The sequence below is a fragment of the Sinorhizobium sp. genome, assembly GCF_059070375.1.
Genome location: NZ_JCACWC010000001.1, coordinates 812214 through 831555 on the forward strand (window position 1 = coordinate 812214; position 19342 = coordinate 831555).

A 19342-nucleotide genomic window follows, 5' to 3' on the forward strand; every position below is an offset into this window, starting at 1 on the left:
ATAGCAGGACATCGTCCGGATTGGGAGTTTCGGTCTGTCGGACCCGTCCCAATGTGCCGTTGCCGAGACCGACGGTGGGCAATAGCGGGAGTACAGGACAATGCATCTCAGGAATTCGGCGCGGTCCGTCGAGCATTTCCTTATTTTCTCTAATAGGAACCCCTGCGAAGCGCTGCCAGAGGACAGCCAGTGCGATGACCATCACGCATTGCTGAACTCTACTGCCACATGGTGCGCATCCGGGCCGCGACATCGATGCGGATCTGCTTTGCGCTGCGCTCGGAGGCATTGGGGCTGGCGACGGGCCAGATTGCACTCTCGAAGAACTGAAGCAATGTCGCGGGGATAAAGCGTGTGCGGCTCGCGTAGACATGGCGGTCACCCTGCGCGTGCTGACCGCCGGTGAAGAAGCGTTGCGGCACCATCAGCGTCAAACTGTCCTTGGCGCGCGTCATGCCGACATAGAGAAGTCGCCGCTCCTCTTCCAGCTCGTGGCTGGTGCCTGTGGCCAGATCTGACGGAATGCAACCGTCGACGACGTTGAGCATGAAGACGGAGCGCCATTCCTGCCCCTTGGCCGAATGGATGGTCGACAGGATCAGATAGTCCTCGTCGAGCAGCGGTACGCCGGCCTGGTCGCTCGTCGCGTCCGGCGGATCGAGCGTCAGCTCGGTGAGAAAGCGCTCGCGGCTCTGATAGCCGGCGGCGATCTGCTCGAGTTGCACGAGGTCGGCCCGGCGCGTTTCGGCATCCTCGTGTAGTCGTTCGAGATGGGGTTCGTACCATATCCGCGCAATCTCGATTTCCATCGGCCATGCGGGTTTGCGCAGGGCCTGCAGCAGCTCGACCAGGGACAGCCAGTCCGAGCCGCTCCTCGGCGGAGCGGGGACTTCCCCAAGCGCCATCAACGGCTCGGGGTCGGTTGCGATCGTGTCCAGGATCTTGCCTGCGGTCTGCGGGCCGACGCCCGGCAGCATCTGCAGGAGCCGGAAGCCTGCGACGCGGTCACGCGGGTTCTGTGCAAAGCGCAGCACAGCCAGCATGTCCTTGACGTGAGCGCTGTCGAGGAACTTCAGACCTCCGAACTTTACGAAGGGGATGTTGCGGCGGGTCAGTTCCACCTCGAGGGGGCCGCTGTGGCTCGAGGTGCGGAAGAGGACGGCCTGCTGTTTGAGGAGCATTCCGGATTCGCGATTGGCAAGCACCTGCTCGACGATGCAGTTCGCCTGATCGGCCTCGTCCCTCACCGTCAGCAGCTTCGGACGTTCAGCCGACTCGCGATCCGTCCAGAGGTTCTTGGTGAAGCGTTCCCGGGCCAGATCGATGACCCCGTTGGCGGCCGCGAGGATCGGCTGGGTCGAACGGTAGTTGCGGTCGAGGGTGACGATCTCGGCCGGCGGCGAGAACTGCTTCGGAAAATCCAGAATGTTGCGGACCGTCGCCGCCCGGAACGAGTAGATCGACTGCGCGTCGTCGCCGACGACCGTCAGGCCGCGCCCGCCGGGCTTCAGGGCCAGCAGCACTGAGGACTGGAGTCTGTTGGTATCCTGATATTCGTCGACGAGGACATGGTCGAAGCGGTTGCCGATATCGTCGGCCAGGGAGGGATCGCTGACCATCTGCGCCCAATAGAGAAGCAGGTCGTCGTAGTCGAGGACGTTCTGCGCCTGCTTGGCCTCGACGTAGACGGCAAACAGTTCCTTCAACTGCTGTTCCCAGCCGGACACCCACGGGTACCAAGTGCGGAGCACTTCATTCAGCGGCATTTCCGCGTTCACTGCCCGCGAATAGATCGCCAGGCAGGTGCCCTTGGCCGGAAACCGGCTTTCCATCTTCGAGAAGCCGAGTTCGTGCCGCATGAGGTTGATCAGGTCGGCGCTGTCCTCGCGGTCGTGAATGGTGAACTCCGCATTCAGCCCGATCTGTTCGGCATAGATTCTCAGCAGCCGTGCCCCAATACCGTGAAATGTGCCCGCCCACGAAAGAGCGTCGGTCGTCGTTGCGGAACTGGGACCGAGCACCTGCGCGCAGATGCGCCCGACGCGGCGCGACATCTCGGCCGCGGCCCTTCGCGAAAAGGTCATCAGCAGAATGCGGCGCGGATCGGCCCCGTTGACGATCAGGTGAGCAACACGATGAGCCAAGGTGTTGGTCTTCCCGGAGCCCGCGCCGGCGATGATCAAAAGCGGGCCTGCCTGGGCGTCTTCTCCTGCTCCGATACCATATTCGACGGCGCAGCGCTGTCTATCGTTCAGTTTCTCCAGATACGCCGCCGTCGCCATTTACTTTCCCTCGATGAGCTCTTTGATATCCGGCCGCGGCCTTAAGAACGGAGGGGGAACATACAAGCCCGAACGGCCGTTGGAAAGTGGGACGTCCCGGATTCGCTCGGACGTTGCCGCTTGTAATCAATCGACCGGCGCGGACCTTTGTCAGCCGGTCGGTGCGGCGGTGAAAACCGCCAGCTGAGCGTCGAAAGCGCGTTTGTATGCGGGCCGCGCTTTGCCGCGGGCCACATAGGCGCAGAGGTTCGGATATTCCTCCAGTATCCCCGATCCTTCCAATCTCCGCAGCACCGTCACCATCAGGAGGTCAGCGGCGCTGAACGCTCCGTCGATCCAGTCCGCATTGCCCAGACGGCCGGAAAGTTCGCCCAGCCGCCTGCGGATGCGTTCATCGATGAAGGGCAGACGCCGCTCGTACCAGGTCTCGTCGCCTTCCAGATACTCGGCGACCTCGCGATCGACGATCGGCGGCTCCACCGTGTTGAGCGCGGCAAACATCCATGTGATCGCGCGCGCCCGGGCATGGGCATCGTCCGGCAGCAGGCCCGCATGGCGCTCAGCGATATGGAACACGATCGCCCCCGACTCGAACAAAGCGAGATCGCCTTCTTCATAGGTCGGAATCTGCCCGAATGGATGAAGCGCGAGATGCGCGGGTTCCTTCATCGCCTTGAACGAAAGAAGACGAACGTGGTAAGGCTGGCCCACTTCTTCGAGCGCCCAGCGAACGCGCATGTCACGCGCCATCCCCTGGCCGCCATCGGGCGACCGCTCAAAGGCGGTAATGGTAATAGTCATGCTGCTCTCCATCGCTTGTCCGTCTTGAAGACGACCGGCTGAACGCGATTCCGACACTCCTTGCGCGAGATAATCCTCGCGGCCGATTCAGATACAGCACGATGGTGCGTTCCTGCCGTTGCTAAGCGGAAGACGGCTTCCTGGCAGCTTCCGCCCCAAAGCGTCATAGGAGTTCCGAGACCCGCTGGCGCAGAAATGCTGCCGTCCGCTCGGAAGCAGTCTGCCGATCTTGCCAGTCGTCCTTGACCTTGCCCAGATAGGCCTCACCCGCGTAGATCAGCATATCAGCTTCCTCGTCCGGCATCTGGCTTGCTGCCCATGTCGCTGCAGCATCCTTGGTGATGAAGTCACCGGTGGCCGATGTACGCCACATGCGCGCAAGGGTTAGCAACACGTTCCGCTCGTCCCCCTGTAAACTGTCGCCCAATGAGGGGAGTGCATCGCGCATTGCGCGGCGAATTTGTTCCGGCGGAAGCGAGGGCAGAAGCTCCATTGCATCGGGGCCGAACAGTGGAACGGCCTCTTGTCGCGCCTGGGCCAGCACAAGCGTGTTTTCCGGGTCGGACACAGGTAGGGGGAGACCTCCGCATTCAAAGGTGTCCCGCAGCCATTCGCCATAGATGAATTCAGCCCGAGCAGGAAAATTCGGTGCGGCGATATCTGCCCGCAGAAACACCATCAGTTCGATGCAGCGGGGCGCCCCGACCAGACGGGGATGGCGGCCGGACATTCGCAGCAAAGCCGCCAGAAGATCGCGACGCTGTTCGTCAGCCATGGGGCAGTCGACGATCGCGAGGAGGTCGACGTCACTCTGCGGTCGCAAGCCACCCGACACTGCCGATCCATGCAGATAAACCGCAAGGAGCGCGTCTCGAAGGATGCTGCGGATGGTTTCTGTCGCTGCCAGTGCCTCGTCAATCTGTTGTCTGTCCGCTCGCATGGCTCGGCTCGATTTGCATGAGTACTAACAGGAGAAAGTGCGTACCGGCTTCCCGTGCGGAAATGCGCAGTTTCAGAGTGTTAGAGCGTTTCACTGGTCCAATGAACAGTGAAACGCGCTAGAATATTGCAACGAGCGTATCAAGCTCTTGAACCGATACAAGGCAGCTTTTAGTGCGAGCGGACCTTCAGGCAGCGCTCGACTGGCCCGGGTCGCCATCTCGCAGCCACCGGACGTCACCTGGGGAAAGCGCAATTGAGAAAGCGTCGAGGCTGTGGTTGAGCTCGGAAAGCGAGCGCGGGCCGATCAGCGGGATGACACGGCCCTTCTGCGCCAGAACATAGGCGAGCGCTATTTGAATCGGGTCCTTGCCGAGCTTGCGCCCGAGTGCGATCGCCCGGTCCCGCCGAGCGAAGTTGCTTTCGGAATACCAGGAGCGGGCAAGTTCCGAATCGTCCCGCTTGCCGCGGCCCGCGCGGTCGGTGAAGAAGCCGCGCGCCTGGCTCGACCAAGCGAAATTGGTGACGCCTTTCTCCTCCAGCCAGTGCATCCAGGCGTCGTCCGAGGACGAAATGCAGCCGGCCCAGACCGGCTCGACCATCTCGGCCAGTGAGAAATTGTTGGAAAGCACGCTCGGTTTCGTCTTGCCGGTACGCTCGGCATAGGCGATTGCCTCATCGAAGCGTTCGCGCGTCCAGTTCGAGCCGCCGAAGGGACCTCGGATCCGTTCGGCCTTCACCTCCGCGTCCATGGCGTCGACGAACTCGCCCACGGGGATGTCCGGACTGTCGCGGTGCATGAAATAGATGTCGACATAATCGGTGCCCATGCGCTCGAGACTGGTTGTCAGTTGCTTGCCGATCACGTCCGGATAGCAGAGCGGACTGTGCGCACCCTTGGCGATGACGACCGTTTCCTGGCGCACACCGCGGCTGCGCATCCACTCGCCGACGAGCCGGTCCTGCAGGCCATTGCCGTAGAGAAACGCAGTATCAACCAGGTTGCCGCCCGCCTCGAAAAAGGCGTCGAGTACCATGGCAGCGGATGAGAAGGTCGAAAACTCCATGAGGCCGAGCGCAGCAAGCGATATCTCCTTTTGCAGGCCGTCGATGCGGCCGCTCCGCACATGGCTGGTCTTGCGGGAAAGCTTGTCGCCGCGCACCGTTCGGGTCCGCACGGTGTGTTTCTCGCCTTCGTATTCCAGGCCGATCGCCGCACGCCACTTGTCCATGACACGCAGATTCCCGAGTGTGTCGGCCCGGCTCGTGCCCGGATAGGCAAATTCCGTGCGACCTGCGCGGATCGCGTCGCCGGCGGCCTCGACCTCGAAGCTGTAGAGATGGCGTGGCTCGGCGACCGGGACTTCCTCCTGGCGGCCGTCGGCGTGGATTACGCGGATGATGTTGGTGCCTCCCCGCTTACCGCCGGCGAACCAGAAGTGACCGACCTCGATGCGGCCATTCGCGCCGAGGATCCGCAGCACGTTTTCCTGCACGAGAGAGACCGAGCAGGAAAGCTCGGCGATGATGCCGTTCGGGAAGGACAGGAGGGCAGAGGTCCACTCGTCGACGCCCGTCCGACCAAGATGGCCGAGGGCGGTCACCTCGGTCGGCTCCATCACGCCCGACGATGTGCCGACGCCCGCGATGAGGCGCGCCATGGAGGTGGTGTAGCCGCCAACGTCCAGTATGCCGCCGCCCGCCATTTCATTGGAAAAGAGCCGATGCCCCTCATCGTAGGGCAGCTTTGCAAAACCGAAACTCGACTGGATCTTGCGCACCTCGCCGACCATCCCGCTTTTCACGAGCTGGACGATCTTGGCGGTCAGCGGGTGAAGCCGGTACATGTAGGCTTCGGCCATGAAGGTGCCCGCCTTGCGGGCAGCCTCGAACATGGCGTCCGCTTCCGCCGCCGACAGACCCATCGGCTTCTCGCAGAGCACGTGCTTGCCCTTTTCGGCGGCCTTGATTGCGTATTCCGCGTGAAGCGGATGGACCGTGGCGATGTAGACCGCATCGATTTCCGGGTCGTCGAGCAGTGCATCGTAACCGGCGACGATGCGCGTGCCCGGAAAATCGTCCGCAAGGCCGGGCTTTGCCGGATTGCGGGCGCCGATTGCGACGACCTTTCCGTTGGCGGATTGCAGCGCGCCGGCGAAGAAGTCCTTCGCGATGTTGCCGGGGCCGAGAATGCCCCAGCGGATCCTGGTCAGTTCGTTCATATCGTGCCTACTTTGGTTTGGTTTGAATGGATGGCCTTGCGGACCGTCACGGTCCGCTCGCCGTCGCCGGCGAAGAGATAGGCGTCGTGCGGATCGATCGAGAGCGATACCAGGCTATCGGCGGCTATCGGCGTCACCTGGCCGATCTGCACCGTGATGTTGCCCGTGCCGCTCTCCGAACTGACGCATTGCAGGGCGCCGGCGTCGACATAGAGGATCGTTTCGCGGCCGAGATGCTCGACGAGGCGTACCTTGCCGGAGATCGCCGCCCGGGTGGCATCGCCAGCGGCGAGGCGGATGTTCTCGGGCCGGATACCGAGCGTGGCCCTGTCGCCCGATTTCAGTACTGTACCCTCGGCGAGCGATACGGCCAGGGGTGCAAGACCGGGCGCCGAGATCCCGGCCATCGCCCCGGAAACCTCGTCGATCGTCACGTCGAAGAAATTCATGCGCGGCGCGCCCAGAAACCCCGCGACGAAGAGGTTGCCGGGGTTGCGATAGAGTTCGAGCGGCGAACCGACCTGTTCGATCGCACCGCGATTCAGCACGACGATGCGGCTCGCCATCGTCATCGCCTCGACCTGGTCGTGCGTGACGTAGATCATGGTCGCGCCGAGTTCAGCATGGAGGCTCGAAAGCTCCACGCGCATCTGCGTCCGCAACGCCGCATCGAGGTTCGACAGCGGTTCGTCGAACAGGAAGACGTCCGGCGAGCGCGTGATTGCGCGTCCGATCGCGACGCGTTGGCGCTGGCCGCCGGAGAGCTGCTTTGGCCGTTTGTTGAGCTGGTCCGTGATCCGGAGGATCTTCGCTGCGCGTGCGACGGCGGCGTCAATTTCCTCCTTCGGACGCTTGGCCATGCGAAGCCCGAAGCCCATATTCTCTGCGACCGTCATGTGGGGATAGAGCGCGTAGGATTGAAAGACCATGGCGATGCCGCGATCGCCCGGTTCTTCCTTCGTCACATCGCGCCCGCTGATCAGGATCCGCCCCGAGGAGATCGTCTCGAGCCCGGCGATCGTCTTCAGGAGGGTGGACTTGCCGCAGCCGGACGGTCCGACCATGACGATGAACTCGCCGTCTTCGACGGAAAGGTCTATTCCGCGAAGAGCGTGGTAGGCGCCGTAGCTCTTCTCGATCCGGTGAAGTTCAAGGCTTTTCATGGTGTTCCGCTCGCTACGGTTCCTGGACTTGGCAAAGATCGGCGAGGAAGCTGCAGTCATCCCTTCACCGCTCCCATGGTAAGTCCTGAGATGAAGTGTTTTTGCATGAGGAAGAACATGACGACCGGCGGCACGGCGACGATGATCGTGCCGGCCGAGATCAGGTTCCAGGCGGAGACCCATTCGCCGCGCAGGTTCGCAAGTCCTGCCGTCACCGGCTTGACATTGTCGCTCACCGTCAAGACCACCGCCCAGAAGTAGTCGTTCCAGATGAAGGTGAAGAGCAGGATGGCGAGCGCCGCCAGCGCCGGCCGGACGAGGGGTACGACGACATGGTTCAGGGTCTGGAAGGGTGTCGCACCCTCGGCACGCGCGGCCTGGAACAGTTCGTCGGGCAACGCGGCGATGAAGTTGCGCATGAAGAGCGTCGCGAAGCCGGTCTGGAAGGCGACGTGAAAGATGATAAGCGCCGTGGTTGTGTCATAGAGGTTCAGCCTCACCATGAGATCGCGCACCGGGATCATCATGATCTGGTGCGGCAGGAAATTGCCGCCGACGAAGAGCGCGAAGATCAGCATATTGCCCGGGAAGCGGTACCGCGCCAGCACGAAGCCCGCCAGCGTCGAAAGGATCAGCACGCCGATCACCGAGGGAATGGTGATGACGAGGCTGTTGAGGAAATAGCGCGCCATCGGAGTCTGCGTGAAGACCGCCGTGTAGTTCTCGACGACGGCGATTTCCGTGGGCCAGCCCCAGAGATTGCCGCTCATCACGTCCGCCATCGAGCGGAACGAGGTTAGGATCACGGCGAAGAGCGGCGCAAGCCAGATGATGAGGATCGCTCCGACGAGCGTCATGTAGAGCCTGCGGCTCGCATGCGCAGTTTCGGGTATGGGACGGGGATACATCAGGCGCCCCTTTCTTCCGCGCGGATGATGCGCGTGAGATACCAGGCGATGAAGACGGCCATGATCACGAAGAGCACCGAGGCGATCGCCGCGCCATAGCCGAAGCGGTAGGAAAAGATCGACTGCTCGAACATCTGGTAGGCCAGCACAGACGAGGAGCCGAAGGGGCCGCCGCGCGTCATGACGGAAATCATATCGAAGGAGCGCAACGCGCCGACCACCGTCACGGCGATCGCGATGAAGGTGACTTGCGTCAGTTGCGGCAGCACGATGTGGCGCAACATGTTCCATCCGCGCGCGCCGTCGACGCGGCCGGCACCGATCAGCTCCTCGCTCAGGTTGTTGAGCCCGGCGAGGTAGAGAACCATGCAAAAGGCGATCTGCGACCAGAGGGCGGCGACGACGATGGCAAAAGTGACGAAGTGTTCGTCCGACAGCAGCGCCGGAGCGTTCGCCCCGAATGCGCGGAAGATGAGCGCCAGTAGCCCGAACTCAGGCGTGTAGACCCAGGTAAAGACCACGCCGACGGCGACCGAGGCGAGCACCAGCGGTATGAAGAACATCGATTTGATGAGGCGCATACCCTTTATCTTCTGGTTGACCAGCAGCGCGATCGCGAGCCCTATCGGCGGCGCGAGCATGAACATGACGAGCCAGATGACGTTGTTCTTGAGCGAGACGTAGAATTGTGGATCGTCCATCAACTCGCGGTAGTTACCCAGGCCGATCCAGACCATGGGACCGAAGCCGTCCCAGTCGTGCAAGCTGATCCACAAGCTTTGGATGGAGGATGCCAGGATAACCACGGCGAAGAGGATCGCGCCAGGCAGGATCAGGAGTGTCGGGGTCAGCCACCAGCGGTGGCGGCGCCAAAGGCTCGTCATGCGTGGAAGTCCCTGTGTGGGTAAGGGAAGGGCAGGACCGCAGCAGCCCAGCCCCGAGGTTATTGAGGAAGGTCTCAGAGCTTGAAGATCCGCCGGCGAGTTCCCTCCAGCCGCTGCAGGATGGCGTCCCGGCGCTCCGGTCGGGCCATGAACTCCTGGAAGCCGACAAGACCAGCCTGAGCCATGTCAGGATCTGTGTCCCGATCGTAAAATTGCGACGTGCCGGCAACTGCCTTGAGACTCTCTACGGCGGCGTTGACGAGCGGATCCTTGCTTGGCGGTAGGTCGTTGCGCGGCGGAACATTGCCGCCCGGCTCCAGATAGGCGGCCAGATTCTCCGGCTTGTAGAAATGGGTCAGGAATTCGCGCGCACCCGACTTGTTTTTGGCGTTTGTCGGAATGTGCACGGAGTTCAGCGAGAATTCCTCATACCGGCCGAGGCCATCGTCGATCACCGGGAAGGGAGCGAAGGTGAGTTGCGGCAAGTCTTGTTCGGGGAAAGCCGCCCGGACAAACGCACCGAGGTTCATTATTCCGGCCCGCTTCTGAGCGAGGAAGGCGCCTGCCTCCTGCCACCCGAAGGAGGTATGATCCGGCGTGAAGAAGCCCTGCTTTATCAATTTTTCCCAATGTTTAAAGACCGGCTTCAGCGTCTCATCCGTATAGGCCATCTCCCCGTTCATCAGTGCGAAGTGTTTGTCGAGACCATTGATACGGAGGTTCATCTGGTCGAACCATCCGGCCGCCGGCCAGAGGTCCTTCGTTCCCATGGCGACCGGCGTCAGGCTCGCACTTTTGCACTTCTCGCCGAACGCAAGGAAATCTTCCCAGGAAGCGGGGACCTTCAGCCCGTGCTCGTCGAAGACGTCCTTGCGGTAGAACATGCCCCAGAGGGTGCCGCCTGTCGGCAGGCCGTACTGCTTGCCCTCGACCGTCACCGAGCCGGCGGTAGCGCCCAGCACATCGGCATATTTCTCCTTTTGGAAGAGGTCGGAGATGTCGTCGAACAGGCCGCGTGTCACGAAGGCGCGCATGCGGTTGCCCGAAAACCAGAAGCAGACGTCCGGCGCACCGGCGACGAGATAATTGCGGATCGCCGTCTTATGGGCCTCGTGGTCCATATTGTTGACGACGACCTTGGTGCCGGCCGCCTCTTCGAAATCCGCAGCAATGCGCCGCAGGACCTCTGCCGTATTGGCGTTACTCTCGGCGGAGATGATCGTCACCTCGTTTGATTGGGCGAGAGCGGGAATTGGAAACCCGCTCAAGGCGGTAGAAACTCCGGCGGTGCCCTTGAGGAACGTACGTCGGGACAGGCTGCGCTCAATCCAATTGAAAGTCACTCGATAATCCTCCCTGGAATGGCTCGATTAAGGCGCTTCGCCCCGTCTCCTCCCAGGGCTGGCTGCCAGCAAAAGGATCCCCGTGCCGGCAACGCATTGCGTCGCCTGCTTTCGCTGCGGGGATTTCTGCATTTCAGCCGGTCGCGGATCAGGGTTGACCCGCTTGATCGGCGCGCTCAGTTATGCATAGTCGCGGAGACGAGGCAATATTAATTTACAAAATAAAATAAGGACAGACGTGAAGACGAAGGGTGACCAAAGCACGACGCGTGCGATGAACCGCCGGCTTATCCTCAACCTGCTCCGGCGCGAAGGCCCCAAGAGCCGTGCCGAAATAGCCGCCACCACGGGCCTTAGTCCCGCGGCCGTTACCTTTGTGGTGGGCGACCTCATCGAGGAGGGGTTGCTCATCGAAGGTCAATCCGTTGCCGGCGCACAGGGGCGGCGTCCGATCCCGGTCGCCATCGACTATGCCGGCGGTGTGGCGCTAGGCTTCAAGCTGATGGCAGGCAGCGTCGAGTGCGTCGTCACTGATCTAGAGACGACACCGCTCGCTTCCCTGCGGCTGCCGCTGCCGGCGCATGATCCCGATACGATTGCCGATGCCCTCGCGGGAGCGGTGCCGAAGCTGATTGCACTCGCCAACCGGCCGGCCACCCGGCTCGCCGGGATTGGCATCGCCATGCCCGGGGTCATCGACAATCAGCGGGCGGTCTGTATTCGGAGCAACCGGTACGGTTGGGACAATGTACCCCTGGGTGATCTCGTGGCGCGCCGAATCGGGGTACCCGTCTGGCTGGAAGACGACACCAATGCCTATGCGATCGCCCAGCAGCTTTTCGGCCTCGGACGGCATTACAAGACCATGGGTGTTCTTGCGATTGGGGTGGGGGTAGCCTGTTCTTTGGTGCTGGATGGTAAGCTTTATCGCGGCGCGCACGGCGCGGCCGGCAAGTTCGGCCATTTCCCACATGTGGAGGGCGGCAGACCCTGCGAATGCGGCAAGCGCGGCTGCCTTATGTCTTACTTCTCAGAGCCGGCAATGCTTCAAACCTGGCACGAACGCAGCGGCCGACCGGAGACGGACGGACGGGCCGAAATGGTCGCCGCGATTGCCGCCGGCGACAAGGCCGCTCATTCGGTCATGCGCGAAGCGGGTGAAACTTTGGGCCGGCACCTCGCCGGTCTGATGAACGTGATCGACCCGGAGGTAATCGTGGTCGGCGGCGAAGCAGTCGCCTACGGAGACGCGCTCTTCGGACCCTTGCGAGCGACCCTTGAACGCTTTGCATTCCGTCAAGCACCGCCTGTTCTACTAGATTGGGAGGACGATTCCTGGGCGCGGGGTGCAGCGGCGCTCGTGACTCAAAAGCTATTCGACTTCGAGACAACGGCGGGCAATGCCTGAGCGCGCCTGACCCGGAAGTCGCGACATTGCACCGCAGCCGCCACGCCTTCCAACGCTCGCGGCAACCGCCGCCACGATTTGCCGTATGGACTGCAACTCGCGAGTTCATACGCCGGTGATCTTGCCAGCAGGAGGTGCTCCCCTAGATGGTCAAGGATGGAGCTTCAGGAAAGCGCAGTTGGTGCCGGTCGCGTGAGCGCCTCTCCGGAAATGCGGTATCAGCCGCGCAATCCGGCTGTCATGGCCGAAGTCGAGCGCCTTCTCACGGGCCGCACGCGGGACATTCGTCTAAGAGGTGAGCTCGGTCGCCTGTTCCAGGAGCGTTCGTGGTCGCGTACGGCCAAGATCATTCGCGCGTGGATGATATGGGTGACCTTGCTGGACGTGCTGACGCTGGGTCTCAACGCGATCCTGCTTCCGAAGGCGGTCGTGCTCTCGATGCTTCCGCCGGCCTGCATTCTGCCGCCCGCGGCGCTGGCCACCGCCTATGTCTGGCGAAAACCGCGCGGTGTGCGGCTGCAAAGGATGTCCCTGCTTGCGGGCCTGTTCCTCATCCTCCTTTCGGTTGCGCTGGTGGGCGTGAGCGCGGGTGGGGAATTCCATGAGCGGCACCTGAACATCATGCTGTTCGTCGCCATCACCGCCATCATCATTTTCGCAGTTCCTTTGGCTTGGACGGTGGCGGTCGCCTCTTTCGCGCTCGGCCTCTACCTGATCTTTCAGTTGCACAATCCGATGCTGGAGAGGGGCAGTGCCGTGGCTGGAACGCTGTTTTTTGCGAGCGGTATTGTTGCGACCGTCGTTGCCCGACGCACGATAACGATCCTGGCCCAGAAGACTTTCCTTCTCGAACTTCGCGACATGCGGCGGGTAGCGGAGCTGGCCGACGCCAATGCCCGGCTGGAGCGCCTCGCAAAGACCGATCCCTTGACCCGGATCGCCAACAGGCGCTGGATGATGGAAACCCTCAGCCGCCTCTGGAGCGCAGGCGCGGAGCGGCGGCCGGGCACCGCCATGCTGATGTGCGACATCGACGATTTCAAGAACCTGAATGATCGGCTCGGTCATGCCGAGGGCGATCGCTGCCTCGTCAAAGTTGCCGGGATCATTCAGAGCAGCGTCAGGCGAAACCGCGACCATGTAGCCCGTTATGGCGGTGAGGAGTTTCTCGTCGTGCTCCCGGGCGCAGATGAAGAAGCGGCGCTGGCTACGGCTGAACGAATTCAGGGCGAGCGTCGAAGCTGCCTCCCTTCCTAACCCCGCATCCCGCGTATCGCCTTACGTCACTCTCAGCATTGGCGTGGCGGCGCAGGCGCCAGGTGAAGAGATCATCGCGCCGGAGAAGCTTCAGAACCAGGCTGACGCTGCACTCTACCTGGCGAAACAAGCGGGCCGTAACCGGGTGGTCCTCTATCAGCCTGACCTGCCGACCGTATAGCGCCGCGGGAGCCTGCGCCGCGGCGGCACCCAAGCTCGCGCTTCCTCCGCTGCGCGGCGGTCGGGGTTAACGCTCACGGGCGCCTTCTGTGGCTCTTTACGGTGAACAAGTGGGTGGTCGGCGATGACTGGCTCGGCGCGGAAGGCACGATCGCTCTTTTGCAGCGCTTCGACGTGCAGATGCCGCGGCCGTCTTATCTCGTGAACCGTTGGCTGACGGCGATTTTCACCGCCTATGAGCGCGAGATAACCGAACTGATCCGTGAGCGCGATCGCGCCTTGCTCACACACCGCCAGCCTGTAGGCGTCGAAGCACGCCAGGACCGTGCGCTGGAGGTCACTTCAGAACCTCGAGCCCTCAGATTGTAGGTGTAGCCGACCTTGCGGCCGATGCGCGGTGGCGGCATTTCTGCCGCCCCCGGGGCCACATTAGTTCGGGCAACCCGGATCGCCCGGTTGGCAGACACGTCGCTGCGGCCTGCGGCGGTCATCGTCACCACCGCTCCGGTTGCGGTTGTCGTCGCCGCGGCGGATGACGCGATTGCCATCATTGCCCCCACGTTCGAAGTTCCGGCGGTTGCGATCGCGATCGTTGCGCAGTTCACGGTCAGAGTCCCGCCGCCGATCCACATCGGGCCTGCGGTTGGGCACGCGCTCGACATCCGGAAGGCGATCTGGGCGATCGTCGAAGTCCCGGCGTCTTTCAGAGCTGCGACTAGAATCGGGCCTCCGCTCCAATCTCCGGTCAAATTCCGGACGCTGAGCCGGCCTCCGCTCGAAATCAGGTCTGCGGCTGGGCGGGCGGTCGGGTTCCACACGGCGATCCGGGCCGCGATAGAAGTCGGGCCCGCGGCGCCAGCGATCGCGGTCGCGATAAAAGTCACGGTCGCGGTAGTGACGATCCCAATAGCTGCCGAAGCTGAAGACGACGACAGGAATACCGAGGCGGCGATAATATTGAGGGCCCACATAAACCCGGCGCTGTTGATAAAGTGCCTGGATATATCGCCCGTGCACCCATCCACGGCCGTCGTAGAACTCCACGTCGCACCATGGCACGTCGGCAAGACAGCCGTAGATTTCGATAGATTCGCCAGCCGGTATTACGGTAATCGCCGGATATGCTGTGCTTGGGCCGGCGCGCATATTGACGTTCGCCGTTGCGAAGCCTTCTGCCGCCTGAGCGATCGACGGAGCAAGCAAAAGCATACCGGTCGCGGCAATTTTCAAAAGCGTGGATTTCATGTTTTCAACTCCCTGGAGGCCTGCGTCCTGCCACCGCATCCGGAACTTGCTGTACTTCGGGCTTTTCCGGTCCCGGGCATGGTCGGAGCGCTCGACAGCTTGCGTCAGGCGGCCACCATCCTCTTGTCTTTCAATGGTTTATAGCGCCTTTTGCATGAACGCGGCTTGAACACTTAGGCCGTGAGCCCCAGGCAGGAAGTCGATGGGCACAACGACGGACGCTTCCAGTCTCTTCAGCACCTGTGCCTGGCAGAAATGGGCTCTGAGCGCTCCGAGCCCTGCCAGAAGTCCAGGGGCCATCGGTAACACGCGCCTAGCGCCAATCAGTGAGGGCGGGCACGAAACCGCAGCCGCAACCAAACGACGACCGTCCCGCGATCATTCACGCGTTAATCGCTTGAGGGATCTACAGACGGTTCTCCCATCGCCACAGGAACAGCTTCGGCGTCTGGCAGCGATGGGAAAACGGGCGTGAGGAGCATCGGGAGGATGCGATGCAGAAGGGCGCCGCCGAGCGGCACGGCATTCCATCCGGAGGTGCGGTTGCCATGGGTTTCCGCCAGGCCGCGGGGCTCGTCCAGCAAGGTGAGCAGCAGGTACCGGGGATCGTCCGCCGGTACGATGCCCATGAAGGATGTGACGTTGAGAACCTTGGAATAGCGGCCCTGGACCACCTTTTCCGCCGTACCGGTCTTGCCGCCGATCACGTAGCCGGGGACAACGGCCTTCGTGGCTGAGCCGACGGCGGTGTTGAGGCGCAGGAGGTGGCGTATCGCCTCACTGGTGTTCGCGGACACGAGGTTTTCCGCCATGGTTCGTTCGGACACGGGGCTGTCCTTTATGAAGGTGGGCCTGATCAGCTTTCCGCCGTTCGCCAAAGCGGCGACGGCCATGCTGGCTTGCAGGGGCGTCACGGCGATCCCGTGGCCGAAGGAAACCGTTGCCGTGGTCACCTCGCTCCAGGAGGAGGGCCGCAGCGGTGCGGCGCTCTCCGGCAGCTCGGTCGCAAGCTGAGACAAAACGCCGAAACGTCCGAGAAAAGTCCGCAACGCTTCGGGGCCGAGCGCCATCGCCATTTTCGCCATGACGATGTTCGAGGAGTGAATGAAGGCTTCCCGAATGGTGAGCGGCCTGTATTTCCCGCGATAGTCGTGGATGCGCTGCCGTCCGAAACGCAAAGGTCTGCTCGCATCCACGACGGATTGGAGTTCGAACCGGCCCGACTCCAGCGCCATTGCCGTGGTCAGAGCCTTGAACGTCGATCCCATCTCGAAAACGCCGGCGGTGACGCGGTTTATCCGGCCGGGCTTGAAGGCGTCCACCGGATTGTTCGGGTCAAAGGCCGGATAGGAGGCGAGCGCCAGTATTTCGCCATTCGTGACGTCGAGCAGGAGCCCGGCACCCGCGGCAGCTCCGAATTTCGTGACGGCTTTACCGAGTTCCTGCTCCATGGCGTACTGAACGCGCAGGTCGATTGAAAGCTCGACCGGCTGGAGCTCACGCCCCTTAAGTTCGATGCCGGTGCCGCGCAGGTCCGCAAGCCAGTTTGCGTCGATCCATTTTTCTATGCCGGCGATGCCGAAATTGTCGATGTCCACGGCGCCAAGGACATGGGCAGCCAACGGACCGTTCGGATAGAGCCGTTGATTTTCGGGCCGAAAGCCGACCGCCGCCAATCCGGAATCGATCACCGCCTGCTGCTTGTCCGGTGGTATCTGCCGCTTGATCCACGTGAAGGCATCTTTGCGTCGGAGACGGGTATGGAGTTCGCGCGCGTCGAGTTCCGGGAAGATCGCAGTGAGTTTCTCGACCACCTCGTCCAGATCGGGAATAGATCGCGGCTCGACGTAGAGTGACGCGGTCGGAATGTCGGTCGCGAGCAGTTGTCCGTTCCTGTCGACGATCGCAGGTCGTCCACCGGGAGCCCTGTCATAGGTGAGGCGGGTTTCGCGGCCTGCCTCTTCCTGCATGCCGAGTTGCACAAGTCGTATGAACGCGCCGGCGAAAATGGCGGCGAACGCTGCCATGATGCAGACGATGCGTAACCGCCTGCTGCGTGCCCTGCTCCGCAGGGCGAAGGCGTGCTTCCTCATTTCGATCCCTCGGCGAGATAAGAGGCAATGGCTCAATAGAGGCCTTGGGGGGCTGTCAGAAGCTGCTCGCGCAACGCGGCAGGGAGTTCGGCTCCCTCCGCGCCGAACCCGTCTATGACGGGACATTCCGTCAAGCACGGCCCGGTTCCCGGTTTGAAGACCTCGACAGCCGAACCGGGGTCTCCTGAAGCGGCCCGCTTGCCCGTGCGGCGGTTCACGCTCGCGAAGGTCAGGCCTTGCGGAACGGGAAAGTCCACGGCAGGTTTGCCGCGCATTGCCACCTTCATGAAGTCGATGAAGATCGGGGCCGCGAGTCCGCCGCCCGTTTCGCCGTAGCCCATGGGTTTCGGTGCGTCGTATCCCATGAAGATGCCGGTCACCAGCGTCGGGGTATAGCCGACGAACCAGACATCCTTCTCGTCGTTCGTGGTCCCGGTCTTGCCGGCGACGGGTGCGCCGAGCTGCGCCACCCGGTGCGCCGTTCCACGCTCGACCACGCCGCGCAGCATCGATGTCACCTGATAGGCCGTCATCGGGTCGAGCACCTGCTTGCGGGTGTCGCGAAGCACCGGCTCTTCTTGATGCTGCCAGCTTGCGGCGTTGCATCGATCGCAGGCGCGACCGTCGTGACGGAAGATCGTACGACCGTGACGATCCTGGATGCGGTCGATCATCGAGGGCTTAACGGCGTGTCCGCCATTGGCGAGGACCGCATAGGCCGAAACGAGCCGCGTCAGCGTGGTTTCGCCGGCTCCGAGCGACATCGGCAAGTAGGGGGCGAGCTTGTCGTAGAGGCCGAAGGCGCGGCCATATTCGGCAACGACGCCCATGCCCAGATGCTGGGCGAGGCGCACCGTCATCAGGTTGCGGCTTTTCTCAAGGCCGGTGCGCAGAGTGGAAGGACCGCCGAATTTGCCGTCGTAGTTCTTCGGTTTCCAAAGACGGCCCGCCCCGTCCGGCATCGAAAAGGGTGCGTCCATGACCAGCGTCGCCGGCGTGTAGCCGGTATCCAGGGCAGCGGCGTAAACGAAGGGCTTGAAGGCCGAGCCGGGCTGGCGCAAAGCCTGCGTCGCGCGATTAAAGCGTGACTGTGCAAAGGAAAAACCGCCAATGCTCGCCAGCACGCGACCCGTATTCGGGTCCATCGACACGATCGCGCCCTGCACTTCGGGTATTTGTCGCAGGAGGTAACCGTCTTCCGCCTTCTCGACATGAACAACGTCCCCCGGCGAGAGGACCTTGTCGATGGAGTCGACCTGCCTGATCCTGCCTCCGGCAGAAAGCTTCAGCGCCCACTGCATGGTATTGCTGCCGATAAAGCCCGTTTCGGGGCCGGACGGCGAGTGCTCGGGACCGGGCTTTGCACTGCGAAGTCCGATGCGTATACCCGTATCGGAACAGGAGAGCACTACGGCGATCCGCCACTCCTTCACATCCGTCAAAGTCTTCTGCTCAGCCAAGGCCGCCGTCCAGTCCGAGACATCGATATGTGCGACCGGCCCCCGAAACCCCCGCGCCTGGTCGTACTCGACGAGGCCGGCCCGAAGCGCCTTCAGCGCAGCCGACTGAAGGGTCGGGTCAAGCGTCGTGCGCACGGAAAGCCCGGCATTATAGAGCGCCGCCTCGCCATATTGCCCGGCGACTTCCCGGCGCACTTCCTCGGCGAAATAGTTTGCCTCCGCCATCAAGGGGGGTTCGGCCCGAGCCTTAACGCCGAGAGGTCTCGTCATCATGCTGCTTGCCTCCGCGGCGCTGACGAAGCCGTTGCGCTGCATCTGGCCGATCACCCAGTTGCGCCGGCTGACCGCGCGCTCGGGATGCCGGTGCGGGTTGTAGTTGTTGGGTCCCTTCGGCAGAGCAGCGAGATACGCTGCCTCGGCAACGGTCAATTCGCTGACGGACTTGTCGAAATAGGTCAGCGCACCGGCGGCAATGCCGTAGGCCCCGAGCCCCAGGTAGATGTCGTTCAGATAGAGTTCGAGAATTCTGTCTTTGCTGAGAGAGTGCTCGATACGGATCGAAAGCACCGCCTCCTTGATCTTGCGTTCAAAGGTGCGATCCGAAGAAAGCAGAAAGTTCTTGGCAAGTTGCTGGGTGATCGTCGAGGCTCCGATCAACCGTTGGCCGGAGCCCAGATTCACGGCATTGGACCAGGCAGCCTTGACGATGCTCACGACATCGATTCCGGAATGGGAATAGAAGCTCTTGTCTTCGGCCGAGAGAAAGGCCGCCTTCACGCGCTGCGGGATCGTGGCGATGGGCAGATACAGACGCCTTTCCCTGGCGTATTCGGCAATCGGCGTTCCGTCATACGCGTAAAACCGCGTCATGAGCGCCGGCTCCCATTCTGCAAGCTTGCGGTGATCCGGCAGATCCTTCGCGATTCCCGACAGATAAACGGCGCCCGTGCCGAAAATGGCCAGCAATGCAGCCGAGGCGATGCCGAATATATAACCGATGACCTTCATGCCGATACCAGTGGCTCCGACCAGACAAAAACTTGACACAGGAATGGATGCCGCCTGTGGCGGATGCCGCGACGGTCGTGATTGAATGCCTGGTGCGGGATGAGGAAAGTGTGTGCGGCTTTCCGCCCGCATCCCTCTCTAACTTGTTG

General features: G+C 62.3%; 13 protein-coding genes and 1 pseudogene. 3 read left to right on the forward strand and 11 right to left on the reverse strand.

The window, feature by feature from the left end; translation table 11 throughout:
• Positions 1-218 precede the first annotated feature (218 nt).
• The 8 genes from AC5J09_RS03960 to AC5J09_RS03995 form a co-directional block, all read right to left on the reverse strand.
• Positions 219-2282 (reverse strand): ATP-dependent helicase, encoded by a 2064-nt coding sequence (locus AC5J09_RS03960; protein ID WP_494296930.1) that lies wholly within the window; start codon positions 2280-2282, stop codon positions 219-221.
• Positions 2283-2432: 150 nt separating this feature from the next.
• On the reverse strand, positions 2433-3083 hold the full coding sequence (locus AC5J09_RS03965; RefSeq protein ID WP_494296931.1) for a glutathione S-transferase family protein: 651 nt from the start codon (positions 3081-3083) through the stop codon (positions 2433-2435).
• Between the two features lie 163 nt (positions 3084-3246).
• On the reverse strand, positions 3247-4023 hold the full coding sequence (locus AC5J09_RS03970) for an aminoglycoside adenylyltransferase domain-containing protein (RefSeq protein WP_494296932.1): 777 nt from the start codon (positions 4021-4023) through the stop codon (positions 3247-3249).
• A 187-nt stretch (positions 4024-4210) separates the two neighbouring features.
• The gene (locus tag AC5J09_RS03975; protein WP_494296933.1) at positions 4211-6244 is read right to left on the reverse strand and encodes an aldo/keto reductase; all 2034 of its coding nucleotides are present in this window, start codon (positions 6242-6244) and stop codon (positions 4211-4213) included.
• The gene (locus AC5J09_RS03980; RefSeq protein WP_494297054.1) at positions 6241-7407 is read right to left on the reverse strand and encodes an ABC transporter ATP-binding protein; all 1167 of its coding nucleotides are present in this window, start codon (positions 7405-7407) and stop codon (positions 6241-6243) included. Before AC5J09_RS03980 ends, AC5J09_RS03975 begins: the two co-directional genes overlap by 4 nt.
• Before the next feature lie 56 nt (positions 7408-7463).
• Positions 7464-8315 carry a carbohydrate ABC transporter permease gene (locus AC5J09_RS03985; protein ID WP_275598597.1) on the reverse strand — a complete coding sequence of 284 codons (852 nt, stop codon included), beginning with the start codon at positions 8313-8315 and terminating at the stop codon, positions 7464-7466.
• On the reverse strand, positions 8315-9199 hold the full coding sequence (locus tag AC5J09_RS03990) for a carbohydrate ABC transporter permease (RefSeq protein WP_338280170.1): 885 nt from the start codon (positions 9197-9199) through the stop codon (positions 8315-8317). The genes AC5J09_RS03985 and AC5J09_RS03990 overlap by 1 nt, the downstream gene beginning before the upstream one ends.
• A 74-nt stretch (positions 9200-9273) precedes the next feature.
• A complete protein-coding gene (locus AC5J09_RS03995; protein ID WP_494296934.1) occupies positions 9274-10542 on the reverse strand; it encodes an ABC transporter substrate-binding protein in 1269 nt (422 codons plus the stop codon).
• Positions 10543-10780: 238 nt separating this feature from the next.
• Between AC5J09_RS03995 and AC5J09_RS04000 the strand changes: the two genes are divergently transcribed.
• From AC5J09_RS04000 to AC5J09_RS04010, 3 genes and pseudogenes are all read left to right on the forward strand, one after another.
• Positions 10781-11950 carry an ROK family transcriptional regulator gene (locus tag AC5J09_RS04000; RefSeq protein ID WP_275598595.1) on the forward strand — a complete coding sequence of 390 codons (1170 nt, stop codon included), beginning with the start codon at positions 10781-10783 and terminating at the stop codon, positions 11948-11950.
• A 156-nt stretch (positions 11951-12106) separates the two neighbouring features.
• A pseudogene (locus tag AC5J09_RS04005) lies at positions 12107-13388 on the forward strand (GGDEF domain-containing protein).
• On the forward strand, positions 13385-13756 hold the full coding sequence (locus tag AC5J09_RS04010) for a DUF6969 family protein (RefSeq protein WP_494297055.1): 372 nt from the start codon (positions 13385-13387) through the stop codon (positions 13754-13756). Before AC5J09_RS04005 ends, AC5J09_RS04010 begins: the two are co-directional and overlap by 4 nt.
• A gap of 60 nt (positions 13757-13816) precedes the next feature.
• Here AC5J09_RS04010 and AC5J09_RS04015 read toward each other — a convergent pair whose 3' ends face one another.
• The 3 genes from AC5J09_RS04015 to AC5J09_RS04025 form a co-directional block, all read right to left on the reverse strand.
• Positions 13817-14632 (reverse strand): SH3 domain-containing protein, encoded by an 816-nt coding sequence (locus AC5J09_RS04015; protein WP_275598592.1) that lies wholly within the window; start codon positions 14630-14632, stop codon positions 13817-13819.
• Positions 14633-15021: 389 nt separating this feature from the next.
• On the reverse strand, positions 15022-16725 hold the full coding sequence (locus tag AC5J09_RS04020) for a peptidoglycan D,D-transpeptidase FtsI family protein (protein WP_494296935.1): 1704 nt from the start codon (positions 16723-16725) through the stop codon (positions 15022-15024).
• A gap of 32 nt (positions 16726-16757) precedes the next feature.
• On the reverse strand, positions 16758-19193 hold the full coding sequence (locus tag AC5J09_RS04025) for a penicillin-binding protein 1A (RefSeq protein ID WP_494296936.1): 2436 nt from the start codon (positions 19191-19193) through the stop codon (positions 16758-16760).
• Between the last annotated feature and the right edge of the window lie 149 nt (positions 19194-19342).

Excerpts from the sequence above, each read along its gene's own strand:
- AC5J09_RS03990 (WP_338280170.1), bottom strand. The coding sequence starts at position 9,199 with ATGACGAGCCTTTGGCGCCGCCACCGCTGGTGGCTGACCCCGACACTC.
- AC5J09_RS03975 (WP_494296933.1), bottom strand. The coding sequence starts at position 6,244 with ATGAACGAACTGACCAGGATCCGCTGGGGCATTCTCGGCCCCGGCAAC.
- AC5J09_RS03965 (WP_494296931.1), bottom strand. The coding sequence starts at position 3,083 with ATGACTATTACCATTACCGCCTTTGAGCGGTCGCCCGATGGCGGCCAG.
- AC5J09_RS03960 (WP_494296930.1), bottom strand. The coding sequence starts at position 2,282 with ATGGCGACGGCGGCGTATCTGGAGAAACTGAACGATAGACAGCGCTGC.
- AC5J09_RS03970 (WP_494296932.1), bottom strand. The coding sequence starts at position 4,023 with ATGCGAGCGGACAGACAACAGATTGACGAGGCACTGGCAGCGACAGAA.
- AC5J09_RS04025 (WP_494296936.1), bottom strand. The coding sequence starts at position 19,193 with ATGAAGGTCATCGGTTATATATTCGGCATCGCCTCGGCTGCATTGCTG.
- AC5J09_RS03980 (WP_494297054.1), bottom strand. The coding sequence starts at position 7,407 with ATGAAAAGCCTTGAACTTCACCGGATCGAGAAGAGCTACGGCGCCTAC.
- AC5J09_RS04020 (WP_494296935.1), bottom strand. The coding sequence starts at position 16,725 with ATGAGGAAGCACGCCTTCGCCCTGCGGAGCAGGGCACGCAGCAGGCGG.
- AC5J09_RS03985 (WP_275598597.1), bottom strand. The coding sequence starts at position 8,315 with ATGTATCCCCGTCCCATACCCGAAACTGCGCATGCGAGCCGCAGGCTC.
- AC5J09_RS04015 (WP_275598592.1), bottom strand. The coding sequence starts at position 14,632 with ATGAAATCCACGCTTTTGAAAATTGCCGCGACCGGTATGCTTTTGCTT.